Source organism: Streptomyces sp. NPDC057002, assembly GCF_042673825.1.
Taxonomy (GTDB): Bacteria; Actinomycetota; Actinomycetes; order Streptomycetales; family Streptomycetaceae; genus Streptomyces.
In genome coordinates this window covers 1-26245 of record NZ_JBHURZ010000012.1, presented here as the reverse complement: position 1 = coordinate 26245, position 26245 = coordinate 1, and the positions used below count along the sequence as shown (strand labels likewise).

23 protein-coding genes and 1 riboswitch are annotated in these 26245 nt (G+C 71.1%); of the genes, 13 read left to right on the top strand and 10 right to left on the bottom strand.

The annotated features are described in order from the left end of the window. Positions 1-55: 55 nt before the first annotated feature. From ACFT32_RS40645 to ACFT32_RS40625, 5 genes are all read left to right on the top strand, one after another. Positions 56-868 carry a c-type cytochrome gene (locus tag ACFT32_RS40645; RefSeq protein WP_382499239.1) on the top strand — a complete coding sequence of 271 codons (813 nt, stop codon included), beginning with the start codon at positions 56-58 and terminating at the stop codon, positions 866-868. Next, on the top strand, positions 865-1935 hold the full coding sequence (locus ACFT32_RS40640; RefSeq protein ID WP_382499236.1) for a Rieske 2Fe-2S domain-containing protein: 1071 nt from the start codon (positions 865-867) through the stop codon (positions 1933-1935). Before ACFT32_RS40645 ends, ACFT32_RS40640 begins: the two co-directional genes overlap by 4 nt. Further along, positions 1932-3554, top strand: a complete 1623-nt coding sequence (locus ACFT32_RS40635) for a cytochrome bc complex cytochrome b subunit (RefSeq protein WP_382499234.1) — start codon at positions 1932-1934, stop codon at positions 3552-3554. Before ACFT32_RS40640 ends, ACFT32_RS40635 begins: the two co-directional genes overlap by 4 nt. Before the next feature lie 125 nt (positions 3555-3679). Then, entirely contained in the window at positions 3680-4744 is a 1065-nt protein-coding gene (trpD, locus tag ACFT32_RS40630; protein WP_382499233.1) for an anthranilate phosphoribosyltransferase, read from the top strand. 73 nt (positions 4745-4817) lie between these two features. Further along, a riboswitch (SAM riboswitch) is annotated at positions 4818-4934 on the top strand. A gap of 126 nt (positions 4935-5060) precedes the next feature. Then, complete coding sequence (locus ACFT32_RS40625; RefSeq protein WP_382499231.1) at positions 5061-6443, top strand: aminotransferase class V-fold PLP-dependent enzyme; 1383 nt, start codon at positions 5061-5063, stop codon at positions 6441-6443. Here the strand turns inward: ACFT32_RS40625 and ACFT32_RS40620 are convergent. The 7 genes from ACFT32_RS40620 to ACFT32_RS40590 all read right to left on the bottom strand — a co-directional run bounded on the left by ACFT32_RS40620 (position 6398) and on the right by ACFT32_RS40590 (position 12700). Beyond that, positions 6398-7591: a glycerate kinase gene (locus ACFT32_RS40620; protein WP_382499229.1), complete on the bottom strand. Its 1194-nt coding sequence runs from the start codon at positions 7589-7591 to the stop codon at positions 6398-6400. The genes ACFT32_RS40625 and ACFT32_RS40620 overlap by 46 nt on opposite strands. Positions 7592-7600: 9 nt before the next feature. Further along, positions 7601-9016, bottom strand: coding sequence for an SLC13 family permease (locus ACFT32_RS40615; protein WP_382499227.1), 1416 nt, complete (start codon positions 9014-9016; stop codon positions 7601-7603). A 160-nt stretch (positions 9017-9176) separates the two neighbouring features. Next, positions 9177-9836 carry a response regulator transcription factor gene (locus ACFT32_RS40610; protein WP_215121980.1) on the bottom strand — a complete coding sequence of 220 codons (660 nt, stop codon included), beginning with the start codon at positions 9834-9836 and terminating at the stop codon, positions 9177-9179. Continuing rightward, entirely contained in the window at positions 9833-11341 is a 1509-nt protein-coding gene (locus tag ACFT32_RS40605; RefSeq protein ID WP_382499625.1) for an ATP-binding protein, read from the bottom strand. Before ACFT32_RS40605 ends, ACFT32_RS40610 begins: the two co-directional genes overlap by 4 nt. Beyond that, positions 11271-11582 (bottom strand): small secreted hydrophilic protein, encoded by a 312-nt coding sequence (locus tag ACFT32_RS40600; RefSeq protein ID WP_382499225.1) that lies wholly within the window; start codon positions 11580-11582, stop codon positions 11271-11273. The genes ACFT32_RS40605 and ACFT32_RS40600 overlap by 71 nt, the downstream gene beginning before the upstream one ends. 87 nt (positions 11583-11669) lie before the next feature. Further along, entirely contained in the window at positions 11670-11951 is a 282-nt protein-coding gene (locus tag ACFT32_RS40595; RefSeq protein WP_382499224.1) for an Lrp/AsnC family transcriptional regulator, read from the bottom strand. Then, positions 11948-12700, bottom strand: coding sequence for a rhomboid family intramembrane serine protease (locus tag ACFT32_RS40590; RefSeq protein ID WP_382499222.1), 753 nt, complete (start codon positions 12698-12700; stop codon positions 11948-11950). The genes ACFT32_RS40595 and ACFT32_RS40590 overlap by 4 nt, the downstream gene beginning before the upstream one ends. 159 nt (positions 12701-12859) lie before the next feature. On the opposite strand from ACFT32_RS40590, the gene ACFT32_RS40585 reads away from it, so the two are divergent. The 5 genes from ACFT32_RS40585 to ACFT32_RS40565 all read left to right on the top strand — a co-directional run bounded on the left by ACFT32_RS40585 (position 12860) and on the right by ACFT32_RS40565 (position 18208). Beyond that, positions 12860-13099 carry a hypothetical protein gene (locus ACFT32_RS40585; protein WP_184596435.1) on the top strand — a complete coding sequence of 80 codons (240 nt, stop codon included), beginning with the start codon at positions 12860-12862 and terminating at the stop codon, positions 13097-13099. Positions 13100-13138: 39 nt separating this feature from the next. Beyond that, a complete protein-coding gene (locus tag ACFT32_RS40580) occupies positions 13139-14488 on the top strand; it encodes an NYN domain-containing protein (protein ID WP_382499220.1) in 1350 nt (449 codons plus the stop codon). Between the two features lie 247 nt (positions 14489-14735). Continuing rightward, a complete protein-coding gene (locus ACFT32_RS40575; RefSeq protein ID WP_382499218.1) occupies positions 14736-15776 on the top strand; it encodes an NlpC/P60 family protein in 1041 nt (346 codons plus the stop codon). 200 nt (positions 15777-15976) lie between these two features. Then, a complete protein-coding gene (locus ACFT32_RS40570) occupies positions 15977-16990 on the top strand; it encodes an NlpC/P60 family protein (protein WP_382499217.1) in 1014 nt (337 codons plus the stop codon). 33 nt (positions 16991-17023) lie between these two features. Then, positions 17024-18208, top strand: coding sequence for a hypothetical protein (locus ACFT32_RS40565; protein WP_382499215.1), 1185 nt, complete (start codon positions 17024-17026; stop codon positions 18206-18208). Here the strand turns inward: ACFT32_RS40565 and ACFT32_RS40560 are convergent. Further along, positions 18196-18726, bottom strand: a complete 531-nt coding sequence (locus tag ACFT32_RS40560) for a PadR family transcriptional regulator (protein WP_382499213.1) — start codon at positions 18724-18726, stop codon at positions 18196-18198. The two genes, ACFT32_RS40565 and ACFT32_RS40560, sit on opposite strands and share 13 nt — an antisense overlap. A 123-nt stretch (positions 18727-18849) precedes the next feature. On the opposite strand from ACFT32_RS40560, the gene ACFT32_RS40555 reads away from it, so the two are divergent. Continuing rightward, complete coding sequence (locus ACFT32_RS40555) at positions 18850-20175, top strand: MATE family efflux transporter (RefSeq protein ID WP_382499211.1); 1326 nt, start codon at positions 18850-18852, stop codon at positions 20173-20175. Here ACFT32_RS40555 and ACFT32_RS40550 read toward each other — a convergent pair. Further along, positions 20133-21371, bottom strand: coding sequence for a glycosyltransferase 87 family protein (locus ACFT32_RS40550; RefSeq protein ID WP_382499208.1), 1239 nt, complete (start codon positions 21369-21371; stop codon positions 20133-20135). The two genes, ACFT32_RS40555 and ACFT32_RS40550, sit on opposite strands and share 43 nt — an antisense overlap. A 119-nt stretch (positions 21372-21490) precedes the next feature. On the opposite strand from ACFT32_RS40550, the gene ACFT32_RS40545 reads away from it, so the two are divergent. Next, positions 21491-22633, top strand: a complete 1143-nt coding sequence (locus tag ACFT32_RS40545) for a glycosyltransferase family 4 protein (RefSeq protein ID WP_382499206.1) — start codon at positions 21491-21493, stop codon at positions 22631-22633. A 103-nt stretch (positions 22634-22736) separates the two neighbouring features. Next, the gene (locus ACFT32_RS40540; RefSeq protein WP_382499202.1) at positions 22737-24323 is read left to right on the top strand and encodes a GMC oxidoreductase; all 1587 of its coding nucleotides are present in this window, start codon (positions 22737-22739) and stop codon (positions 24321-24323) included. A gap of 13 nt (positions 24324-24336) precedes the next feature. Here the strand turns inward: ACFT32_RS40540 and ACFT32_RS40535 are convergent, their stop codons facing one another. Further along, a complete protein-coding gene (locus ACFT32_RS40535) occupies positions 24337-26133 on the bottom strand; it encodes an AMP-dependent synthetase/ligase (RefSeq protein ID WP_382499199.1) in 1797 nt (598 codons plus the stop codon). Positions 26134-26245: the final 112 nt, after the last annotated feature.

Genomic DNA, 26245 nt, shown 5'->3' with positions numbered 1-26245 from the left:
CGAAGCGCGCATCCCAGAAGCATCGACGCAGAAGATCCTGACACCGGGGTAATCCGTGAAAAAGCTCTCCGCACGACGACGCCACCCGATGGCGGCGCTCGTCGTCCTACTCCTCGCGCTGGCATGCACCGGGGGGCTGTATGCCGTGTTCGCACCGACGAGCCCGGCGAAGGCCGACGAAACCGCCCAGTCCCTCACCATCGAGGAGGGCAAGAAGCTCTACTCGGTCGGCTGCGCCAGTTGCCACGGCACCGGCGGTCAGGGCACCTCCGACGGGCCGAGCCTGGTGGGTGTGGGCGCCGCGGCCGTCGACTTCCAGGTGGGCACCGGCCGCATGCCGGCCGCCACCTCGCAGGGCCCGCAGGTCCCGGCGAAGAAGAACATCTACTCGCAGGCCGAGATCGACCAGCTCGCGGCGTACATCGCCTCGCTGGGCGCCGGTCCGTCCATCCCGACGGAGGAGCAGTACGGCCCCGAGGGCGCCGACATCGCCGAGGGCGGTGAGCTGTTCCGCACCAACTGCGCGCAGTGCCACAACTTCACCGGCAAGGGCGGCGCGCTGACGCACGGCAAGTACGCGCCGACCCTCGAGGGCGTCTCCGCGAAGCACCTCTACGAGGCCATGCAGACCGGCCCGCAGAACATGCCGTCCTTCCCCGACACCACGCTGTCGGAGGAGAACAAGAAGGACATCATCGCTTACCTCGACGCGGTCAACAGCGACAAGACCGAGAGCCCCGGCGGCCTCGAGCTCGGCGGCCTCGGGCCGGTCAGCGAGGGCCTGTTCGGCTGGATCTTCGGTCTCGGCGGACTGATCGCCGTCGCCGTGTGGGTCGCCGCCCGGACCGCAAAGGCCAAGAAGTCATGAGTAGCCAAGACATTCCAGAAGAGAACCTGCCCGCCGAGCACGCGGGACGTGACGAGCACGGGCACGACGCGGTGAGCGTCCCGGACGACAAGCACCCGTTCGCCGACCCGGGCCTGCCTCCCCACGAGCACCGGATCCAGGACGTCGACGAGCGGGCCGCCAAGCGGTCCGAGCGTTCGGTCGCCCTGCTGTTCACGGTGTCGATGCTGGCCACCGTCGCCTTCATCGCCGCGTTCGTGGCGATCCCGGTCGACAAGTCGGTCTTCATCTTCCCGCTGGGTCACATCAGCGCGCTGAACTTCGCGCTGGGCATGACGCTCGGCATCGCGCTGTTCTGCATCGGCGCGGGCGCCGTCCACTGGGCGCGCACCCTGATGTCCGACGTGGAGGTCGCCGACGAGCGGCACGCGATCGCGGCGACGCCCGAGGTCCGCGAGAAGGTCTTCGCGGACTTCAAGCAGGGCGCCAAGGAGTCCGCGCTCGGCCGCCGCAAGCTGATCCGCAACACCATGCTCGGCGCGCTCACGCTGGTGCCGCTCTCCGGTGTCGTGCTGCTGCGCGACCTCGGCCCGCTGCCCGGCACCAAGCTCCGCCACACGCTGTGGTCCAAGGGCAAGCTGCTCGTCAACATGAACACGGACGAGCCGCTGCGTCCCTCGGACGTCGCGGTCGGTTCGCTGACCTTCGCCAAGCCCGAGGGCCTGGAGGAGCACGACCACGAGTTCCAGAACGAGATCGCCAAGGCCGCCCTGATGATCGTCCGGATCCAGCCGGAGAACATCAAGGACAAGCGCGAGCTCGAGTGGTCGCACGAGGGCATCGTCGCCTACTCGAAGATCTGCACCCACGTCGGTTGCCCGATCTCCCTGTACGAGCAGCAGACGCACCACGTGCTCTGCCCCTGCCACCAGTCCACCTTCGACCTCTCCGACGGTGCCCGAGTGATCTTCGGTCCCGCCGGTCACGCCCTGCCGCAGCTCCGCATCGGCGTGAACGACGAGGGCTATCTTGAGGCGCTCGGCGACTTCGACGAGCCCGTCGGCCCTGCTTTCTGGGAGCGCGGATGAGCACTGCACAAGAACGCCGCAAGGCACCCGCGGGTGAGCGGGTCGCCGACTGGGCCGACGGCCGCCTGGGGATCTACTCCCTGGCCAAGGCCAACATGCGCAAGATCTTCCCGGACCACTGGTCCTTCATGCTGGGTGAGATCTGCCTCTACAGCTTCATCATCATCATCCTCACGGGTGTGTATCTGACGCTGTTCTTCCACCCGTCGATGAACGAGGTGGAGTACCACGGCAGTTACGTCCCGCTCCAGGGGCAGCTGATGTCGGAGGCGTTCGCCTCCACCCTGGACATCAGCTTCGACGTCCGCGGCGGTCTGCTGATCCGGCAGATCCACCACTGGGCGGCGATCATCTTCCTCGCCGGCATGTTCGTGCACATGATGCGCGTCTTCTTCACCGGCGCGTTCCGCAAGCCGCGCGAGATCAACTGGATGTTCGGCTTCCTGCTGTTCGTCCTGGGCATGTTCACCGGTTTCACCGGCTACTCGCTCCCGGACGACCTGCTCTCCGGCACCGGTGTCCGCTTCACGCAGGGCGCGATCCTGTCCGTGCCGATCGTGGGCACGTACATCTCGATGTTCCTGTTCGGCGGGGAGTTCCCGGGCACCGACTTCGTCGCCCGGTTCTACTCGATCCACATCCTGCTGCTGCCGGGCATCATGCTCGGGCTCGTGGTCGGCCACCTGATCCTGGTCTTCTACCACAAGCACACCCAGTTCGCGGGTCCCGGACGGACCAACAAGAACGTCGTCGGCATGCCGCTGCTGCCGGTCTACATGGCCAAGGCCGGAGGCTTCTTCTTCCTGGTCTTCGGTGTCATCTCGGCCCTCGCCGGCATCGCGACGATCAACCCGATCTGGGTCCTGGGCCCCTACCGTCCCGACCAGGTGTCGACCGGTGCCCAGCCCGACTGGTACATGGGCTTCGCCGAGGGCCTGATCCGCGCGATGCCGGGCTGGGAGGTCAACTTCTGGGGCCACACGCTGGTCCTGGGCGTGTTCATCCCACTGGTGTTGTTCGGTGTCTTCCTCGGGATCATCGCCCTCTACCCGTTCATCGAGTCGTGGGTCACCGGGGACAAGCGCGAGCACCACATCCTGGACCGGCCGCGCAACGCCCCGACCCGTACCGGTGTCGGTGTCGCGTGGGTCACCGGCTACATCATCATGCTGATCGGCGGTGGCAACGACATCGTCGCCACGCACTTCCATCTGTCGATCAACTCGGTCACCTGGTTCGTCCGGATCGGGTTCTTCCTCGGACCGGTCCTCGCGTTCATCGTCACCAAGCGCATCTGCCTCGGCCTTCAGCGCAGGGACAAGGAGAAGGTGCTGCACGGCCGCGAGTCGGGCATCATCAAGCGCCTGCCGCACGGTGAGTTCATCGAGGTGCACGAGCCGCTCAGCCAGGAGCAGATGTACACGCTCACGGCGCACGACCAGTACCAGCCGGCCGAGATCGGTCCGACGACCGACGAGAACGGTGTCGAGCGCAAGGTGAAGGGCTCCGAGAAGCTGCGCGCCAAGCTCAGCGAGTCCTACTACGGCGAGGGGGCCCAGATCCCGAAGCCCACCGCCGAGGAGTACCGGGAGATCACGAGCGGCCACGGCCACCACTGATCGCTGCTTCGCCACGCCACAGAAGGGCCTCGTCCGGTGTTCGGACGGGGCCCTTCGCGGTGCCCGGGGCTGGATAGGGTGGGACCACTGCTTTTACGTGACATACGAGGACCCAGGAGCGGCTTATGAGCGCTGTGACCCCCGCTGGAGGCGACACCGCGGCGGGCCGCTCCTGGCCCGCCCTGCTGAACGGCCTGCTGGACCGCCGGGACCTGACCGCCGACGACACCGCCTGGGCGATGGACCTGATCATGCGCGGTGAGGCGACGGACGCGCAGATCGCCGGGTTCGTGGTGGCGCTGCGCGCCAAGGGCGAGACCGTCGAGGAGATCGCCGGATTCGTCCGGGCGATGTACGAGCACGCGAACGTGATCGAGGTGCCGGGCCCGGCCGTCGACATCGTCGGCACGGGCGGCGACGGGGCGAAGACCGTCAACATCTCCACGATGTCGGCCATCGTCATCGCCGGCACCGGTGCGAAGGTCGTCAAGCACGGCAATCGCGCCGCGTCGTCGGCGTCCGGGGCGTCGGACGTCCTGGAGAAGCTCGGCGTCAACCTGGAGCTGCCCACGCACCGGGTGGCCGGGGTCGCCGAGGAGGCCGGGATCACCTTCTGCTTCGCGGCGAAGTTCCACCCCGCGATGCGGCATGCGGGAGCGGCCCGTGGCCAGTTGGGGGTCCGCACGATCTTCAACGTCCTCGGTCCGCTGACCAACCCCGCGAAGGTGCGGGCACAGGCCGTCGGTGTGGCGGACCCGCGCATGGCGCCGATCGTCGCGGGCGTCTTCGCCGAGCGCGGCAACTCGTCCCTGGTCTTCCGCGGCGACGACGGCCTGGACGAACTGACCACCACGGCCACGTCCCGGGTGTGGATCGTCCGGGACGGCAAGGTGACCGAGGAGCCCTTCGACCCGCGCGACGTGGGCCTCGAACTGGTCCCCGTGGAGGCCCTGCGCGGCGCGGACGCCTCCTACAACGCCGAGGTCGCCCGCCGCCTGCTGGAGGGCGAGACCGGCCCGGTCCGCGACGCGGTCGTGCTGAACTCGGCGGCGGCGCTGGTGGCTCTGGAGCCGACGGTGGCACCGCTGGCCGACCAGATCCGTGCCGGGATGGCGAAGGCGGCGGAGTCGATCGACTCGGGGGCGGCGAAGCGGACCCTGGAGCGCTGGGTGGCTGCCAGCAACGCGTAACCGAGGTGAGCGCGGTCCCGCGATGCGGACACGAGTTGCGGGACCGCGATCACTTCACGTACTTTCCTGATCAGGTCATGAGTGACAGTCATGAGGCCCCGGCCGACTGTCCGGCAACCCTCCGTCCGTGGCGGGGTGCCCCGGGTGAAGACCAGGCCGTAGGCAGCGAGGTCTACGGCAAGCGCGGACCCCTCGCGATACCAGGGGTCCTGGTCGTCGAGGAGTCTTCCGTGAGCAAGCGAATGCGATAGGGCCGCAGAGCCCCGCCTCCGCACAGCCCTTTTCTCTCACCCCTGTCTCTCACGGGAGTTCCGCCATGTCCGTCTCCACCGCTGCCGCCGACCAGTCCGTTTGTGCCTCGCTGCCCGTTCTCGGCCGGGATGTCACCGTGCCGCTCGTGACCGGGGGCGAGGTCACCTACGCCGCGCTCGACTACGCCGCCAGCGCCCCGGCGCTCCAGCGCGTCTGGGACGACGTGGCCGCCTACGCGCCGTACTACGGCAGCGTCCACCGCGGTGCCGGGTACCTGTCCCAGCTGTCGACCGACCTCTTCGAGAACGCCCGGCGGACCGTCGCGGAGTTCCTCGGCTGCCGGGACGGTGACCAGGTGGTGTTCACCCGGTCCACCACCGACTCCCTGAACCTCCTCGCCGCCGCGCTCCCGGCCGACTGCCAGGTCTTCGTCTTCGAGACCGAGCACCACGCCTCCCTGCTGCCGTGGCGGAACACGCACGTCACCTACCTCGACGCCCCGAGCAGCCCGCGCCAGGCCGTCGAGACCCTGGAGCGCGCCCTCGCCGACCGGACTGTGTCGATCGAGGGGGGCTACGGGCCGGCCCTCGTCTGCGTCACCGGCGCCTCGAACGTCACCGGCGAGCTGTGGCCCGTACGGGAGCTCGCGGCGGCCGCGCACGCCCATGGCGCCCGGATCGTGCTGGACGCCGCCCAACTGGCCCCGCACCACCCGGTGTCCGTCGCGGACCTCGACGTCGACTGGGTCGCCTTCTCCGGGCACAAGCTGTACGCGCCCTTCGGCTCCGGCGTCCTGGCCGGCCGGGCCGACTGGCTGCGTGCGGCGGACCCCTACCTCGCCGGCGGCGGTGCCTCGCGGAAGGTGGCGCGGCGTACGGACGGCGGCGTAGACGTGGAGTGGCACGAGAGCGCCGCCCGGCACGAGGCGGGCTCCCCGAACGTCATCGGCGCCTACTCCATCGCCTCCGCCTGCACGGCGCTCACCGAGGCCGGGTTCGACAACCTGGTCGCGCGCGAGCAGTACCTGATCGAGAAGGTGCGTACGGGCCTCGCCGAGGTGCCGGAGGTCCGGATCCTCTCCCTCTTCGGCGATGACGCCCCGCGTGTCGGCGTCATCTCCTTCGTCGTCGAGGGCTGGAACAGCTCCCACTTCGCCGCCGCCCTCTCCGCCGAGTACGGCATCGGGGTGCGGGACGGGCTGTTCTGCGCCCACCCCCTCCTGCGGACCCTGCTGGGCAGCGACCCGCAGACCCAGGGCGAGTGCGGCGCACCGGAGGCGGCTCCCGGCGAGAAGTCCCTCAACGCCATCCGCGTGAGCTTCGGCGCGGGCACGCCCGACGAGCACGTCGAGCGGTTCGTCAGCGCCGTCAAGGAGCTGGTCCAGGACGGCGCGCGGTGGAACTACCGTACGGAGGACGGCCGTTGCGTCCCGGACACCTCCGCGTGAGCCGGTAGCCGGGCGCCCAGCAGGATCATCCGCAGGGCGCGTTCGGTCGCGTCCGTGAGGAGTTCGGAGGCCCGCACCAGGGCCTCCGCCAGGGCCATCGGCGCCGGCAGGATGCCGCTGAAGGCGTCCACGCCCGGCACCTCGTGCGCGCCCTCGCCGAGCGTGCCCGCGAGGGCCAGGACCGGGCGGCCGTGGAGCTTGGCCCGGCGGGCCACCTCGGCCGGGACCTTGCCGCGCGGTGTCTGGTGGTCCAGGGCGCCCTCGGCGGTGACGACCAGGTCGGCGCGGGCCAGCCTGGCGTCCAGGTCGAGATGGTCGAGCAGCACGTCGAAGCGAGGGAGAAGCCGGGCGCCGAGGGCGGCGAGGCCGGCTCCCAGACCGCCGGAGGCCCCCGTTCCGGGACCGTGGCGGAGGTTCGTGTCCGGGACGGCGACATCGCGGGTGAGGACGAAGGCCCAGTTCTCCAGGCCGGCCGACAGCTCCTCGACCTGGGCCGGCGTCGCGCCCTTCTGCGGGCCGAAGACCCGGGCGACGCCCCGCTCCCCGCACAGCACGTTGTAGGGGTTGCAGGCCACGAGCAGCTCCACCTCCGCCAGCCGGGAGTCCAGGCCCCGCGGATCGATGCGGTGCAGACGCGCCAACGCGGCTCCTCCGTACGGCAGTTCCCGGCCCTCCTCGTCCAGGAGCCGGGCCCCGAGCGCCTGGAGCGCGCCCGCGCCGCCGTCCGAGGTGCCCGAGTCGCCGCAGCCGACGAGGATCCGCCGCACGCCCAGGTCGAGCGCGGAGCGGATCAGCTCGCCGACGCCGTAGGTCGTGGTGGCGCCCGGGTCGCGCAGGTCGCGCGGGACGAGGGAGAGGCCCGCGACCGCCGCCATCTCCACCACCGCCGTGTCCCCTGAGCCCAGCAGGGCGAAATGGGCGCCGATGGTCTCCCCGACGGGGCCGGTGGCGGGAACGGTGACGAGCCGGCCGCCGGTCGCGGCGGCCAGGGAGACGGCCGTGCCCTCGCCGCCGTCCACCAGCGGAACCAGGTCGATCTCGGCGTCGGGCAGGACACGGCGGACACCGGCGGCGATGGCGTCGGCCGCCGCCTCCGCGGACAGGGACTCCTTGAAGCCGCTGGGGGCTACGACGACACGGGTCAGCATGAGGACTCCTCAACGGGTGACGGACACGCCGAGCAGCGGCCACACCGCGACGGCGAAGAGCAGGACGAGGGCGGCGGTCAGCGGCGCCAGGAACGCGGACAGCCGCAGCAGGTCGCGCGGGGTGTAGGTGGGCGTGCCGGGGATCTGCGCGAAGAGCGTGACCGGCTTGGCCGAGGCGGGCAGGGTGTGGCAGAAGCCCGCGGCGGCGGTGGAGGCGAGCGCGGCGGCGACCGGGTTGACCCCGACGCCGACGGCAGCGGTCACCACTAGCGGGACCAGGACCGACGAGCGGGCCGAGCGGGACTGCAGGACCAGGTGGGCCGCCGTACTGACGGCGATCACGATCGCCAGGAACACCACCGGCGCCTCGCCCGTCGGCAGCCCCGAGACCAGCCACTTCGCCGCTCCCGAGTCGGCGAGCGCGACGCCCATCGCCATCGTCGCCGCCATGAACAGCAGCAGCGACCAGGGGACGGTCTTCAGCGCGTCCTTCAGACGGACGGTGCCGAGGGCGGGGGAGGAGGCGATGACGGCGCCGATCAGCGCGACCAGCGCGGGCGGCACCCGGTGCAGCGGCTCACTGCACCACAGCAGCACCACCGTGGCGAGGAGCAGGGCGCAGCGCTTCTCGGCCTGGCTCCAGGGGCCGGTCACCGGCTGCTCGCTGTGCTCCTGGATCTGCTCCGGGGTGATGCTGACCGGGCCGCGGCGGTCCGCCCGCCGGGTCGTCGTCAGCATCACCAGCTCGGCCGCCAGATGGGACGAGGCCACGGCCAGCGGCAGACCCAGCAGCAGCCACTCCGCGAAGCCGATGTGCTGCCCGGTCGTCTCCCACAGCACCGACACGGTGATCAGATGCGCGCCCGCACCGATCAGGGTCGCCACCGCCGACAGAAGGATCACGGTCGGAAACAGCAACGCCAGCATCACGACCAGTCGCTTCCGGTCGGCGAGGACCTTGGCGAGGGCGAGGAACACCGGCAGCGCGAGCGCGGCCCGGCCCGAGGTGGCGGGCACCGCGAACGCCGTGACGACCAAGGCGGCCGTCGTCAGGTGCACGAGCTGCCGTACGGTGCGTGCCCCGCTGACCAGAAACACCGCCGCCCGGCCCGCGAGCCCGGTCCGGCTCACCGCGGCCGCCAGCACGAACGCGCAGATCAGCAGCCACACCGTGGCATCGCCGAGCGTGCCGAACAGGGTGTCGCTGCTGATCACCCCGGTCACCGTGAGCGCGAGTCCGGCGCCCAGCGCGATGTAGGTGTCGTCGATCGACGTCCCGATCCACGCACAGGTCGCGAACACGAACACGGCGAGCGTGAAACGGGCGTCGCCGCCGAGTCCCGGGAAGTTCCCGGGGACCGCGAGCAGCGCGCACAACGACAGCGCCAGGCACAGGGCGGTGGTGGAGCGCGGATTCAGGGTCACGTCATCGAGGTTCGGCGATCGTGGTGAGCCGCCCATGAGCCTCACATGAAGGAGCTTTCACACGCCTTCAGGGGCGCGGGGCTGTATCGATGTGCGGCTCCGCCGCGTGGGCGCGACCAGCCACAGACGGCCCGCACCCGGCAACGGCGCACACATGGCACTACGGCACCCGGTAACCCATCCCCCGCACCGTCTCCACCCGCTCCGCCCCCAGCTTCTTCCGCAGCGTCCGCACATACACATCCACGATGTTGGACCCCGGATCGAAGTCGTACCCCCACACATGGGACAGGATCTGCTCCCGGGACAGCACCTGGCCGGGATGCCGCAGGAACAGTTCCAGCAGCACGAACTCACGCGCCGTCAGATCGACCGTCCGCTCCCCGGAACGGGCCCGGCGCGTGCGCAGATCGAGGCTCAGGGAGCCCGACCTGAGCACCGTCACCTCCGGCGCCCGCGCCGCCGTACGGAGCCTCAGCCGTACCCGGGCGAGCAGCTCCTCGAAGCGGAACGGCTTGGTCATCCAGTCGTCGGCACCGCCCTCCAGGCCGGCCACCGTGTCCCGTACGGAGTCCCGTGCGGTCAGCACGATCACCGGCACCGACACCCGCGCCTCCCGCAGCTCGCGCAGGATGGTGAAGCCGTCCCGGCCGGGCAGCCCGATGTCCAGGACGACGAGGTCGAAGCCGCCGGTCAGGGCGTACTCGTAGCCCGCGTCGCCGTCGGTGACGACGGTCGTGGTGAAGCCGTTGGAGCGCAGGCCCTTCTCCACGAAGGAGGCGATGCGCTCCTCGTCCTCGACGATGAGGATGCGGTTCACGAGGGGTCCCCTTCCGGTGCCCGGGGTGCGTGCAGAACGAGGGCGAAGCCGGCGCCGCCGCCGGGCGAGCCGTAGAGCCGTACCCGGCCCCGGTGGCCCTCGGCGATCGCCTTGACGATGGACAGCCCGAGGCCGGCGCCGGAGCCCCGGGTGCCGCGGCGGGCCGTGCCGCGCCGGAAGCGTTCGAAGATCACCTCGGCGTCCTGGGGCTGCACACCGGGCCCGGAGTCGGCGACGTACAGCTCCAGGTCAGGGCCCTCGGTGCGGGAGCCGATGCGGATGGTCTGGCCGGTCGTGGTGTGCTGCACGGCGTTCTGCGCGAGCTGCACCATGGCCTGGGTGATCCGCTGCGGATCCAGCTCGGCCTCCAGATCAACGACCCCGTCGAGCCGCCAGTCGCGTTCGCCCAGGGTGCGGGCCTTGACGTAGACGTCGGCGGTGAGTTCGGCGATCTGCACCGGCTCGGGCGTGACGAAGTCGGGGCGTTCGGCCTTGGCGAGCAGCAGCAGGTCCTCGACGATGCGGCTCATCCGGTCCAGCTCGTCGGTGACCAGCCGGACCGTCTCCTCGCGTTCGGCCGGATCGTCGCCCATCAGCTCCAGATGTCCGCGCACGATGGTGATGGGGGTACGCAGTTCGTGTCCCGCGTCGTCGACGAACTCGCGCTGGGCGGCGAAGGCCCGCTCCAGCCGGTCGAGCATGCCGTTGAACGTCTCGGCGAGGGCGGCTATGTCGTCGTTGCCGTGCACCGGGATCCGCCGGGTGAGGCCCTGCTCGGTGAGCTGCGCCGCCGCGGTGCGCACCACCCGCACCGGTTTGAGGATCCGCCCGGCGACCGCCCAGGCGATGCCGACGGTCAGCAGCAGGGCGGCGCCGGAGATGACGAGCAGCGTGCGGAACATGTCGTTCACCCGTGCCCGCTCGCGCTCCGGGTGGAAGGCGACGACGAACGCGGCGTCCGGCGCCCGGCCCTGCCGGGCCACGGTGACCTTGGCCCAGCGGATCTCGCCCTGAGGCCGCCGCAGCACCCCGGAGGACTCGGGTGACTCGAAGACGGCGCGCTTGGCCCGGGGATCCCGGTGCAGGGGCAGGGCGACGGGCAGGTCGTGCCGCTGGCGGATCTGCCGGGGGCCGCCGCCCGCCCGGCCGACCAGGCCGATCAGCTCCTCGTCCGCGTCGGGGTACTGCCGTTCGAGGAACACCGTCAGCAGCCGGTTGGCGTCGGTGAACGGGCGGCCCGTCTGCGGGTCCCCGCCCCGTTCCTCGAAGTTGGCGAACTCGCCGGTCTCCTGGGTGAGGAGGCGGTTGATCCGGTTGTCGACGTCCCGCAGCAGGAAGGAGCGGGTGGTCATGGCGACCGAGGCGAGCGCCACCGCCATCACGAGCAGCAGCCAGAGCAGGATGCGGACCCGCGCGGAGACGCGCCGCCGGCCGTCAGTTGTCGGAGCCGGGTCCGTCGTCGCCCGGTCCGTCGTCTCCGTTGCCCTGGCCGCGGTCGTCGTCATCATCGTCACCAGCCGAGCTGTCGGTCACCGGAGGCCGCGAGACGACCTCGTCGCCAGGCGTGGGTTTCGGGGTGGGGCCGAGCGTGGAGGTGGGGGTGGGTGTGCCGCTGTCCAGCTCGACCTGCTGGGACGGGACCTTCGGCGACTGAGGGCTGTCCGTGAGGGCGTAGCTGGTCGCCGCGATGCCCAGGGGGATCAGCACGACCGCGGAGAGGGCGGCCATACGACGGGAGAATGCCATGCGCCCGATCCTGCGGACGGAACCCGCGGCGGATGATGAACCCCGGATGAAGAACCCTTCATCCGGAGCCGGTCATGCGTGCGAGTCCTAGTTGTCCAGCCCGATGGAGAACGCCGCCTCCAGGTCGTGCTGCGAGTACGTACGGAACGCCACGTGCGTGTCCGTGCCCTCGACGCCGGGGATCTTGCTGATCCGGCCGGGGATGACGTCGGCGAGGTTCTCGTGCTCCTTCACCCGGACCATCGCGATGAGGTCGTAGGTGCCGGTGACCGAGAAGACCTCGCTGACGCTGTCCAGCGCCGCGATCGACTCCGCGATCTCGGGGATCCGGTCCACGCTGGTCTTGATGAGGACGATCGCGGTGATCACGGTTGGTTCTCTCCCTCGGGGGCCGGAGCAGGGGCGGCCTTCACTCTAGTGGGGCCGGTGGGGCGGCCGTAGCGGACCGAGGCGTAGCAGAAGCCCAGACCGAATCCGACCAGGTGGGCGAGGTAGGCCACCCCGGGCCCGTCCGAGGCCCGCCCCGCCGCCAGCCACTGCAGCCCCGCCCAGAACGGCAGCACGACCCAGGCCGGGAAGCGCACCGGCAGGAAGAAGAGGAACGGCAGGAGACTGGTCACCCGGGCACGGGGGAACAGGTACAGGAACGCGCCGAGGACCGCCGAGATCGCCCCGGAGGCACCGACCAGGGGCTGCTCGGAATCCGCGTTGGCGACGGCGTACCCGAGCAGGGCCAGGTAGCCGCAGCCGACGTAGAACAGGGTGAACTGCACCCGTCCCATCCGTTCCTCGGTCATCGCCCCGAAGACGTAGAGGAAGAGCATGTTGCCGAGCAGGTGCACCCAGGTGCCGTGGACGAAGAGCGCCGTCACCGGGGTGAGGGCCGACCCGGGGGATCCCTCGAACAGTTCTGCGGGGATCACGCCCCAGTGCCGGAAGTAGGCCCGCTGCGCGGCGAGCAGATCGTCGCCCGAGCCGTACGCCGGGCCGATGCCCGAGGCGGGCCCGGCCAGGAAGACCGTGCAGCACAGGGCGATCAGTGAGTACGTCACCGGCGCCGACGACCCCCTGATCGAGCCGCTCGCCCGGGTGATCGACGCGCTCCACTTGCTGATCATGGCTACAGAGCATGACGTAACCGGACGCAACCGCCCAGACCGCCTCGCCGCCGTGGACACGCAGGCGATGAAGACCCGGCAGGCCGTAGGGTTACGAGCCACACGCACCGGGGAAGCCGGTGGCGTCGCGGACACTAGAAGGAAAGAGAACAGGCCACGATGACGGTTCCCCTGCCGACCGCCGAGACGCGGTGGCGCTGCACCCTCTGCGGCAACCTCACGCGCTTCGACGTGACCCGCTCGTCGAAGGTCGTCGAGTACGTCCACCTGGACCTGGCCGGAGAGGCCAAGGTCGAGGAGCGCGAGGTGCTCAGTGAGACCATCGAGTCGGTGCGCTGCCGCTGGTGCAACGCGGTGGACCAGGTGGAACTCGTGGACAGGCCGGGCGCCGGCTCCTGAGGGGAGCAGGGCCCCCGCACAGGCATTGGGGTGTGACGGATGGTGGAGACCACAGGCGGGGGGCCGGGCGACGGCGCCGCCGAGGTGCTCGACCGTCCGCTGCCCGACGGTGTGCGCCGCAAGGTCGTGCAGATCGTCTCCGACGGCTTCGGATCGCTGACGGTCGGCGAGCTGCCCGCACAGCTCAGGCAGTACGCCCGGTTCGCCCCGAACCGCAGGGCCAAGTTCGCCGGCAACGCCATGGCCTCCGCGCTGGAGACCGACCCGCTGTTCCGGCAGCGCATCGGGGAGAAGCTCAGAGAGGCCCAGCCGGAACTCGCCGGCGCTCTCGACTCAGGCTCCCCGCCCCCGGCCGCGGACCCGCTCGACGTGGCGGCCGCGGCCTACGTACTGCGGCCGACCGACTGGGTGAAGCTGGTGACCGCCGCCGGCGAGGAGGCCCAGCGGGCCGACGCCGAGCGGGCCGACGAGGAGAGCCGGGCCGAGCTGGAGCGGCTGCGCGCCGAGCTGGCCCGGGCCCGTGACCACACCAGGGCCGAGACCGAGCGGCTGCGCACGGAGCTGGAATCGGCCAAACGGGAATCCGAGTCGCTGCACCGCAAGCTCCGCGCCGCCCTCAGCGACGTCAAGCGCGGCGAGGCCGCCCTGCGCAAGGCGCACGGCGAGATGGAGGCCGTCCGCGCCGAGGGGCACGCCCAGCTGTCCGCCGCCGAGAGCGAGACCCGGCGGCTCAAGGCCAGGCTGGGGGAGACCGAGGCGGCCCTCGAGGCCACGCGCCGGGCGGCCCGTGAAGGCCGCAGCGTCGAGGACATGCGGGTCCGGCTGCTGCTGGACACCCTGCTGGACGCCACCCAGGGGCTCCGGCGCGAACTGGCCCTGCCACCGGTGTCGGTACGGCCCGCCGAGACCGTGGACGCCGTCGAGCCGGGCCGGATGACCCCGAAGGACATCGCCGCCCGCGCGCTCTCCGAGAACGACCCGCAGGTCCTCGACCAGCTGCTGGCGCTGCCGCAGGCCCATCTGGTCGTCGACGGCTACAACGTCACCAAGACCGGCTATCCGCAGATGCCGCTGGAGAAGCAGCGCCTCAGGCTGCTGGGGCAGCTCTCGCAACTGGCGGCGCAGAGCGGCGCCGAGGTGACCTGCGTCTTCGACGGGGCGGAACTGGCCGCGCCGGTCCTGCTGGCGCCGCCGCGCGGGGTACGGGTGCTCTTCTCGAAGCCGGGCGTCACCGCCGACGAGCTCATCCGTCAACTCGTGCGCGCCGAACCACCCGGAAGGCCGGTCATCGTGGCGTCCACCGACCGGGAGGTCGCCGACGGGGTGGCCCGCGCCGGCGCACGCCCGGTGGCCTCGGCGATGCTCCTCAAGCGTCTTTCGCGGTCCTAGGCGCCCTTCGGGCGTTGCGTAACGTCCGGGCGTGATGCCCGAATTGATGAGACCTGTGGGCCACGTTAAGTCAAGTGAGTCTCACCGCCTGTGAGTCCAGGGGAAAAGTTGGCTCACTGTGACGCATTTTTTCATCTGAGGATTTGAACTGATCACAGGAAGGTCACTAGGGTCAGGCTCCGAAACCTCCGCTCGGGTGATCACTCATCGGGAGAGACGGCGGAGGGGGCAGAAGGAGCTTTCACCCGTGGCGTCCCACCGTCGTCCGAAGCAGCCGAGCCGCGCACGTGTGACCGTGCTGACCACCGCCGCCGCCGCTGCCGTCGCCTTCAGCGCGCAGGCCGCCAACGCGGCCCCCAGCGAGAAGCCGAGCAAGGACGAGGTCAAGGCGAAGGTCGACAAGCTCTACGAAGAGGCGGAGCAGGCCACCGAGAAGTACAACGGGGCCAAGGAGAAGCAGGAGAAGCTCCAGAAGGAGATCTCCACCATCCAGGACAACGTCGCCCGCGGCCAGGAGGAGCTCAACGAGCTGCGCGACAGCCTGGGCATCGCGGCCGCGTCGCAGTACCGCACCGGCTCCATCGACCCCTCGGTGCAGCTCTTCCTGTCCTCGAACCCGGACGACTACCTCGACAAGGCCTCCACGCTCGACCAGTTGAGCAGCCAGCAGGTCGAGGCGCTGAAGAAGGTCCAGGAGAAGCAGCGCGAACTCGCCCAGGAGCGCGCCGAGGCCTCCGAGAAGCTCAAGGACCTCGCCTCCACCCGCACCGAACTCGGCAAGAAGAAGAAGGAAGTCCAGGGCAAGCTCGGCTCCGCGCAGAAGCTGCTCAACAGCCTCACCGCCGCCGAGAAGCAGGCGCTCGCCGCCGAGCAGGACCGCGCCAGCCGGGACAGCCAGCGCGACGCCCTGACCGGCAACGTCCCGCAGGGCTCCGGCCGGGCCGCCGCGGCCTTCGCCTTCGCCCAGAGCCAGCTCGGCAAGCCCTACGTCTACGGCGCCACCGGCACGAGCTCCTACGACTGCTCCGGCCTCACCTCCCGGGCCTACGCGGCGGCCGGCATGCAGATCCCGCGCACCTCCGAGGCGCAGTCCCAGATCGGCACCAGGATCTCCTCGGTCAGCCAGCTCAAGGTCGGCGACCTGGTCTTCTTCTTCAACGACCTGCACCACGTCGGCCTCTACGCCGGCAACGGGCAGATCATTCACGCCCCGCGCACCGGCACGGTCGTCCGCTACGAGTCGATGGACACCATCGGCGGCCCGTTCATGTTCGGCGTCCGCGTCTGACGAACGGCACCCCCCGAGGACACGTGTCCGCCATTCGGGGGAATCACCACATCCTCGAGTAAGCCCACGCCCCGCCGGTGACCTGCGTCAGCGGCGGGGCGTCGTGCCGCGTACCCACGGATGGTCGTTGGCTGCTCCCGGTCGCGGGGCTACTGTCTGCCGCGTTTCCAAGTCCGTCAGCGGAAGGAGAGCGGCTTCCCGTGGGGTCCCATCGCCGACTTGCACCGTCCGGGTTCGACCGGGGCGCCGGTGCCGCGGTCGGTTTCCTGTCCGTCGCGGCCACCGCCCTGTGCGCGGTACCGGCCGCGTCCGCACCGCACGACGACACCCGGGCCGAGGTGGACCGCCTCTACGAGCAGGCCGAGAAGGCCACCGAGGCCTACAACAAGGCCGACGAGCGCGCCGACGAGCTGCGCGAGGAGGCCGGCACCGCCCGGGACCGGATCGCCCGGCAGCAGCAGCGCATCAACTCCATGCGGGAGTCCCTCGGTTCGCTCGCCGGCGCCCAGTACCGCTCGGGCGGCCTCGACCCGTCCCTCGCCCTGCTGTTCTCCGACGACCCGGAGGACTACCTCGACAGGGCCGCCCGGCTGGACCGGGTCACCGCCCACCAGGCCGGTGAGCTGAAGGACCTCCAGGACGCCATGCGCGAACTCGCCCAGGACCGCGAGGAGGCCGCCGGGAAGCTCCGCGAACTGGAGAAGAGCCGCAAGACGGTCGCCGTCCACAAGAAGTCCGTCGAGAAGAAGCTGGCCGCGGCCCGGCGGCTGCTCAACTCCCTGCCGGAGTCCGAGCGCGCCGCCTACGACCGGGCCTCCCGCTCCGGCCGCGGCGACCTGCCCTACCTCGGGAACGCCACCGCCGCCTCGGGACGCGGGGCCGCCGCCGTCGCCGCCGCCCGCAGCGTGGTCGGCAGGCCCTACGTCTGGGGCGCCAACGGCCCCTCGGGCTTCGACTGTTCGGGTCTGACGCAGTGGTCGTACGCGCAGGCCGGGGTGTCCCTGCCGCGCACCTCGCAGGCCCAGCGGTACGCCGGCCGGCAGGTCCCGCTGTCCGAGGCGCGCCCCGGTGACCTGGTCGTCTACCGGGACGACGCCAGCCATGTCGGGATGTACATGGGCAACGGCCAGGTCATCCACGCGCCCTACCCCGGCGCACCCGTGCGCTACGACCCGGTCGGGATGATGCCCGTCTCCTCGGTCACCAGGGTCTGACCCGCGCGGCCGGGCGCCCGTACGATCGGGAACGTGGCTGGTCGAAGGTCGGGGTCCGCGGTGGTGACGCTCGTCGTGCTGCTCGTCGCCCTGGTCGGGTGCGGCGGGCGGTCCGCCGCCGACAGCGCCACGGCCGACGTACAGCGGCTCCTGGACCGGCGGGCCGCCGCGGTCCTCGACCGCGACGAGCGGGCCTACGAACGGACGGGCGCGGGGGTGGATTTCGCCCGGCTGCGCGCGCTGCCCCTGGCCGACTGGTCGTACCGGGTGACCGATATGCGCCGCACCGGCGACAGCGCCACCGCCGACGCCGAACTGCGCTACCGCGTCGCCGGGTACGACCGGGCGCCGGTGACCGCGGGCCGCACCCTGCGGCTGAGCCGGGACACGGACGGGCGGTGGTCCGTCGAAGCCGACCGGCCCGCCAAGAAGTCCGCCCAGCAACTGTGGGACCAAGGGGCGGTGCAGGCCGTCCGGGGCGCCCGCAGCCTCGTGCTCGGCGTCGGGCAGTCCGGCAAGTCGCTGCGTGACTTCGCGGAACTGGCCGACCGGGCGGTGCCCGCCGTGTCCGAGGCGTGGGGCACCGGCTGGTCCCGGCACGTCGTCGTGCTCGTGCCGAAGTCCCTGGAGGGGATGGCGGGGCTGCTCGGCTCGCCCGCCTCCTCCTACCGCGGGATCGCGGCGGTGACGACCGGCGAGACGGGCGCTCCGGCCCGGGCGCCGGCGGACCGGATCATCGTCAATCCGGACGCCTTCGCGCTCCTCGGCGGCCTCGGCGAGCAGGTCGTCGTCACCCACGAGACCACCCATGTCGCCACCCGCGCCCACACCAGCGCCGCCACCCCCCTCTGGCTGTCCGAGGGTTACGCCGACTGGGTCGGCTACCGCGCCACCGGCCGTATCCCCTCCGAGGCCGCGCCCGAGCTGTCCAGGGCCGTGAGCCAGGGGCAGGTCCCGGCCGCGCTGCCGGAGGACGAGGACTTCGGCTTCAGCGGGGACGCGAGCCGCCTGGCCCGGGCCTACGAGAGCGGCTGGACGGCGTGCCGGCTGATCGCCGACCGCTGGGGCGAGTCCCGGCTGGGCGAGTTCTACCGGGCCGTCGGGGACCACCGGAAGCGGGCCGGGGCGGTGGCGGAGGCTATGCGCGAGGTGCTGGGGACGACGCCGGAGGCGTTCACGAAGGAGTGGCAGGAGTATCTGCGGGCTCAGCTCGGCTGACCGAGCAGTGCGACGGTCTCCCGCAGCCAGGCCCGCTCCGCCTCGCCCGTCGCTCGCGCGACCCGGAGCATGCCCTGGCGGAACAGGTCGTCCGTCTCCTCGGCGCGGACCGGTTTGCCGGACGCGTAGAAGAAGCTCGTCGGGCTCTCCAGGAAGTCCAGCCGGCGGCGCAGCACCGCGGCCTGCTCGTGCCGGTCGGGCAGGTGGCGCAGGAACGCCAGGACCGTGTTGAAGCGGACGTGGTCGGTGATCTCGGTCTGCTTCGGCCGGCGCAGCCGCTCCAGCAGTTCCTCGCGGCCCCGGTCGGTGAGGGCGAGGATCCGGCGCGGGGCCGCGCTCGCGCCCGGCTCGGTGTGCTGGTCGAGCAGGCCCGCCCCGACCAGGCGTGTGATCGCCGGGTAGAGCGCGCCGTCGCTCACCGGCCGGACATGGCCGGTCAGCGCCTTGATGCGCTCCTTGAGCTCATAGCCGTGCAGGGGCTCCTCGGCCAGGAAGCCCAGGATCGATAGCTCCAGCATGGTCCTCCTTCGGTCCTCCTTGCGGGTGACGTGTGACGCATGCTACCTCTTAACGAGTTACCTCGAATCGATATAGCTCGTATCGAGGGTCATGAGAACTCGGGGACCAGGGGGACAGACACCGTGAACGCCCATCGCAAGCACCTCCTCCTGCTCGCCGGACCCGTCTACCTCTCGCTGCTCGCCTCCGTCGCCGCGGGGATCATCAACACCGTCTGGGTCGCGCGGCTGGGCGGCCCGGCCGTGGCCGCCGTGGCCGTGGCGACCAACACGGAGAACGTGCTGCTCGGCGTCGCCCTGGTCTTCGGCTCCGGTACGACCGTCCTGGTCGCACACGCACGGGGCGCACGCGACCCCGTGGCCGTCAGGGCGGCCGTGCGCGGCGGATGGGCGCTGTGGGCGCTGGTGACGCCGCTGGTCGTGGCGGGCGGTCTGCTGGGGCGCGAACCGCTGGCCCGGCTGGTGCTGGGCGGGCCCGACAGCGCCGCTCTCCCGCTAGCCGTCGCCTACTTCACCCTCTCCCTGCCGGGCATGGCCGTCTTCTTCGCCCAGCAACTCGTCGACGGCATCCTCAAAGGCACCGGCGACACGAGAACCCCGCTGCGGCTCGCCCTGCTCTCCAACGGCCTGATCCTGGCCCTCGACCCGCTCTTCATCCACCTCTACGGCGTCCGGGACGCCGCCGCTGCCACGGTGCTGTCCCGGTCCGTGGCGCTCGCGGCGGGACTCGTCGCGGTGCGGCGCAACGCGCTGCTGCGCAAGGCACGCGAGGCGGAGGCGGGCGAGTCCCTGGCCGTCTCCCTGCGCCGGACGCTGACGACCGGTCTGCCCATGTCCGCCGACTTCACCGTGCGGCAGACGGGCGCCCTGGTCCTGGTCGCGATCGTGGCGCGGCTCGGGGTGACGGCGGTGGCCGGGTACGCGATCGCCTACAAGGTCATGTACGTGGCGACCATGGCCTTCTACGCCGTCCGCCAGGCCGCCGCCATCCACACCGCGCACACCCGAGGCGCCGGAGAGGACGAGCGACGGGCGATCGGGCGGCAGGCCGTGCTCCTCTCCGGCGCCCTCGGCCTCAGCGCGGCCGTACTGTCGGCCGCCGGTGCCCCCTGGCTCATGGCCGCCTTCGGCGCCGGGCCCGGGGTCGCTCATGAGGGTGCGGTGTTCCTGCGCTGCGTCGGGCCCTATCTGCTGCTGATGGCCTGTCTCATCGCGCTCGGCGGGGTCTTCGAGGGCAGCGGGGGCGCCTCGGTGCTGCTGCGGGTGACCTTGCTCGGGACCGCGGTCCAGCTGGCCCTCGCGTACAGCCTGACGGGGCTCGGCCTGCCGGGGGTGTGTCTCGCGCTGGCGCTCGCGACGGCGGTGCAGTGCGGGCTGGCGGGGGTGCTGTTCCGGCGGGCCCCGGCTCAGGAGGAGACGGGGGTCTCCCCGGCACGGGCGGCCGGCTGAGACGGCAGGGGAGCGGGGACCGTGCGCGGCACCGTCGCCTTCCACAGGGCGCGGGCCGCGAGGAGGGTGGCGACCACCAGGAGGCCGTTGCGCAGGAACAGCAGGGTGAGGCCGAGGCCGTCGCTGGCCACCACGTTGGCGAAGTAGAGCGGGAACTCCAGAACCGTCACGAAGCACGCCACCAGGACGAGGCCGACCGGCAGCCGCATCCGGCTCCCGGGGAAGCAGAGGCACACCGCGGCCAGCCCGACCAGCCACACCATGTACTGCGGGCTGATCACCCGGCTGGTGGTCGTGAACATCAGCACCGCCACGAAGGCCGCGTCGGCGAGCGTGTGATCCTCGAAGCGCCGCGCCAGCAACCGCCACAGCACCAGCCAGCCGAAGGCCGCACCCGTCAGGAACAGCGCGCCCGTGCTCACCTCGCTCACATACGGCCCGAGGAACTCGATCGAGCCGTAGTTCAGCCGCACCTCGCCCTGCCAGCCGAAGTGCCGGGCGACATGGAAGACGAGCGCGCCGAGCGACTCCACCTCGGTGCCCCGGTCGCGCTGGAAGGTCAGGAAGGCGAACCCGCCGGGCATGACCAGGGCGAAGACGCCCGTCACCGCGATGCCGGTCACCAGGGCCGACACCCAGGCGCTCCGCCGGCGGGCGGCCAGCAGGAGCATCGCCGGCCAGACCTTCAGCAGCGCGCCGAACGCCGCCAGCGCCCCCATCGCCTTCGGGTGCCGGACCCCGGCGAGCAGCGCCGCCACCGCCACGGCCGTGACCATCACGTCGTAGCGCGCGTACACCGTCGGACCCAGCAGCGGCACGCCCGCCACCCAGACCCAGGCGCCGCGCAGGGTCCGGCCGGGCCGCCGCCCGGCGTACGCCAGCAGAGCCAGGACGGCCAGATCGGTGACACAGACCAGGACGAAGAACGCGGTCGCGTAGTGCAGGAAGGGCAGCAGCGCGGGGGAGAGGATCGCCAGGGCGGCGGCGGGCGGGTACTGCCAGGTGACGTCGTTCTGAGGGAACGTTCCGGTGCGCAGGATCTCGTACCAGCCCTGGTAGATCACATGCACGTCGCTCGTCACGTCCGGGCCCGGGAAGACGTACACCTTCATCACGAACAGCAGCAGCGACAGCCTCGTGAGACACCAGATCACCGGCAGCCATGCCAGGGACCGCCTCGTGCCCGTCGTCTTCACCTGATCCCTGCCCGTCCGCGTGCTCTGTCGATGGGGTCATGATGTCCCGGAGAGCTGTGAGCGTGCCATAAGAGCCGCCGCGCACGGCTGTGAGGGTCGGGTTCGGTAGGGTCGGCGGCGTGCGCAAGACCCTGATCGTGACCAACGACTTCCCGCCCCGGCCCGGCGGCATCCAGGCGTTTCTGCACAACATGGCGCTGCGGCTGGACCCGCAGCGGCTGGTCGTCTACGCGTCGACGTGGAAGCGGAGCCGGGAGGGTGTCGAGGCGACCGCCGCCTTCGACGCCGAACAGCCCTTCACCGTCGTACGGGACCGTACGACCATGCTGCTGCCGACGCCCGCCGTCACCCGGCGCGCCGTCGGGCTGCTGCGGGAGCACGACTGCGCGTCGGTGTGGTTCGGGGCGGCGGCGCCGCTCGGCCTGATGGCACCGGCGCTGCGCGACGCGGGCGCCGAGCGGCTGGTGGCCACCACGCACGGGCACGAGGCCGGCTGGGCCCAGCTGCCCGCGGCCCGGCAGCTGCTGCGCCGGATCGGGGACTCCACGGACACGATCACCTACCTGGGCGAGTACACGCGCTCGCGGATCGCCGGCGCGCTGAGCCCGCAGGCCGCCGCCCGGATGGCGCAGCTGCCGCCCGGGGTCGACGAGAAGACCTTCCACCCGGACTCGGGCGGCGACGAGATCCGGGCGCGGCTCGGGCTGACGGACCGGCCGGTGATCGTGTGCGTGTCCCGGCTGGTGCGGCGCAAGGGGCAGGACACGCTGATCCGGGCCATGCCCCGGATCCTCGCCGCCGAGCCGGACGCCGTACTGCTGATCGTCGGCGGCGGACCGTACGAGGGCGACCTGCGCAAGCTGGCCCAGGAGACCGGCGTCGCCGCTTCCGTACGCTTCACCGGCGCCGTGCCCTGGTCCGAGCTGCCCGCCCACTACGGCGCCGGTGACGTCTTCGCGATGCCGTGCCGGACCCGGCGCGGCGGCCTCGACGTCGAGGGCCTCGGGATCGTCTATCTGGAGGCCTCGGCGACCGGGCTGCCCGTCGTCGCCGGCGACTCCGGCGGCGCGCCGGACGCGGTCCTCGACGGCGAGACGGGCTGGGTCGTCCGGGGCGGCTCGGCGGAGCAGACCGCCGAGCGGGTGGTCACGCTCCTCGGTGACGCCGAGCTGCGCCGGAGGATGGGGGAGCGGGGACGGGAGTGGGTCGAGGAGAAGTGGCGCTGGGACCTGCTGGCGGAGAAGCTCAAAGCTTTGCTCTGAGCGGGGCCCGCGGACCCTAGGCGGAACGTAAAAATCCGCACATGCTGCGCGCATGGCAGCAAAACTGATACAGCATCAGCTGACGAGACGTCAAATCTTGGGCATGGTGGCCCTCCAGACGGCCGCCGCGTCCGGTCTCACCCGCATCGGTCTTTCGTCGGCGTCGGCCGCCGAACCCGCCGCCGTCGACAACGCCCCGGCGATCGTGATCGGTTCCGGCTACGGCGGTGCCGTGGCCGCCCTCCGCCTCGGTCAGGCCGGCATCCGCACCCTCGTCCTGGAGATGGGCGGGCTCTGGAACACCCCGGGCCCCGACGGGAAGATCTTCTGCTCCACCCGCACCCCGGACCGGCGCTCCATGTGGTTCCGCACCCGCACCGAGGCCCCGCTTGCCACCTTCCTCTGGCTGGACCTGGTCAACAGGGACATCAGCGCCTACCCGGGCGTCCTGGACCGCGTGCACTACGACCACATGTCCGTGTACGTCGGCCGGGGTGTCGGCGGCGGTTCCCTGGTCAACGGCGGCATGGCGGTGACCCCGCTCCGGTCCTACTTCGCCGAGCAGTTCCCGACCGTGGACACCGCGGGGATGTACGGCACGTACTTCCCGCGCGCCCGCTCCATGCTCGGCGTCAACACCATCGACCCGGCCTGGTTCGAGTCCACCGAGTGGTACCGCTTCACCCGGATCTCCCGCAAACACGCGGACAACGCCGGGCTGAAGACCACCTTCGTGCCCAACGTCTACGACTTCGGCCACATGGAGCGCGAGGCGGCCGGCACGGCGACCAGGTCCGCGCTGGCGGGCGAGGTCATCTACGGCAACAACCAGGGCAAGCGCAGCCTCGACAAGACCTACCTCGCCTCCGCGCTCGGCACCGGGAACGTCACCATCCACACCATGGAGCGGGTGACGTCGATCAGCAGGGCCGCCGACGGGACGTACGTCCTGAGCGCCGAGCGGATCGACGACACCGGCACCGTCGTCGAGACCAAGGAGTACGCCTGCACGTACCTCTTCCTCGGCGGCGGCAGCATCGGCACGACGGAACTCCTCGTCCGCGCCCGGGAGTCGGGCACCCTGCCCGCCCTGGACGCGAGCGTCGGCACCGGCTGGGGCACCAACGGCAACGTGATGCTCGGCCGGGCCAACCACCTGTGGGACACGGTGGGCGCGAACCAGTCGACCATGCCGGTCATGGGCATCGACGACTGGGCCAACACCGCCAACCCCGTCTTCGCCGAGATCGCGCCCCTGCCCATGGGGCTCGAACACTGGGTCAGCCTCTACCTGGCGATCACCAAGAACCCGGAGCGGGCGTCCTTCACGTACGACTCGGCGAGCGGCGCCGTGCGGCTCGGGTGGAGCGCGGCGCAGAGTGCCGTGTCGGTGGGCATGGCGAAGAAACTGTTCGACCGGGTCAACAGGGCGAACGCCACGATCTACCGCTACGACCTGTTCGGCTCGGGCAACAAGGTCTTCGCCGACGACTTCACGTACCACCCGCTGGGCGGCTGTGTACTGGGCCGGGCGACGGACGACTACGGCCGGCTCAAGGGCTACCGCAGGCTCTACGCCATCGACGGCTCACTGGTGCCCGGCTCGATCGGCGTCAACCCCTTCGTGACCATCACGGCCCTCGCCGAACGCACGATGGCGCGGGTCCTCACCGAGGACACCGCGCCATGACGCCGTACGCGCACTACTTGGCGTAGATCGCCTCGACCTCGTGCGCGTAGTCCTTCGCCACCACGTTCCGCTTCAGCTTCAGTGAGGGGGTCAGGTGGCCCGACTCCTCCGTGAACTGGGAGGACAGAATGCGGAACTTCCGCACCGATTCCGCCTTCGACACCGCGGCGTTGCCGTCGTCGATCGCCGCCTGGATCGCGGCCAGCAGGTCCGGGTCCTCGCAGAGCGACGCCGCGGTGGAACCCGCCGGCTTGCCGTGGTCCGCGCACCAGCGGCCCAGGAACTCGTCGTCGATGGTGACCAGCGCGCCGACGAACGGCCGCCCGTCGCCCACCACCATGCACTCCGCGACCAGGGCGTGCGCCCGGATGCGGTCCTCGATCACGGCCGGGGCGACGTTCTTGCCGCCCGCGGTGACGATGATCTCCTTCTTGCGGCCGGTGATCTTGAGGTAGCCGTCCTCGTCGAGGGTGCCGATGTCACCGGTGTGGAACCAGCCGTCGGCCAGCGCCTCCCCGGTCGCGCCGGGGTTGTTCCAGTACTCCTTGAACAGGTGCTCGCCGTGCAGCAGCACCTCGCCGTCGTCGGCGATCCGGACCACCGAGCCGGGCAGCGGCTGACCGACCGTGCCGATCTTCTGCCGGTCCCAGGGGTTGAACGCGGTGGCCGCGCAGGACTCGGTCAGGCCGTAGCCCTCCAGGACCGTGAAGCCGATGCCGCGGAAGAAGTGGCCCAGGCGCTCGCCCAGCGGGGCCCCTCCGGAGATGGCGTACTCGCCCCGTCCGCCGAGGACCGCGCGGAGCTTGCTGTAGACGAGCTTGTCGAACGTCTTGTGTTTGATCTTCAGGCCGAAGGACGGGCCCGAGGGGGTGTCCAGCGCCTTGCTGTAGGCGATCGCGGTGTCGGCGGCCTTGTCGAAGATCTTGCCCTTGCCGTCGGCCTGCGCCTTGGCGCGCGCCGAGTTGTAGACCTTCTCGAAGACGCGCGGCACGCCGAGGATCAGCGTCGGGCGGAACGAGGCCAGCTCGTCGGTGAGGTTCTTGATGTCCGGGACGCAGCCGAGCTTGATCGGCGCCATCATCGGCGCGATCTGCACCAGCCGCCCGAAGACGTGCGCGAGCGGCAGGAAGAGGAGCACCGAGCACTCGCCCGTGCGGAAGAGCGGACGCAGCCGCTCCACGATGTTGCCGCACTCGGCGAAGAAGCTGCGGTGGGTGAGCACACAGCCCTTGGGGCGGCCGGTGGTGCCCGAGGTGTAGACGATGGTCGCCGGGTCGTCGGCCTTGGCGATCGAACCGCGCTCCTCGACCGTCCGGTCGGTGACGTCCTGCCCGAGCCGGCCCAGTTCCTCGAGACCGCCGCCCTCGATCTGCCACACGTGCTTCAGCGCCGGCAGATGGTCGCGCACCGACTCGACGGCGGCCGTGTGCGCGTCCGACTCCACGATGCACGCGGTGGCGCCCGAGTCACCGAGGATCCACTGCACCTGCTCCGGCGAACTGGTCTCGTACACCGGCACGGTCACCGCGCCCGCACTCCAGATCGCGAAGTCCAGCAGCGTCCACTCGTAGCGCGTGCGGGACATCAGGCCGACCCGGTCGCCCGGCTGGACACCGGCGGCGATCAGCCCCTTCGCGGCCGTGTGCACCTCGGCGAGGAAGGCGGTGGCCGTGACGTCCTGCCAGCTACCGCCGATCTTGCGGGCGATGACGGCGACGTCCGGGTGCTGCGCGGCGTTTCTGCGGACGATGTCGGTGAGATTTCCGTCCGCAGGGACCTCGTACAAAGCCGGAAGGCTGAACTCGCGCAAGACTGCTGCTCCTCATAGGGCGCCGGCGCCACGACGTTGTGTGCTGCGACGGTGCGGTCCAAGGCTCGGGCAGGTACTCAGGCATTCACTTGTTGAAATGCAGAGCACAACT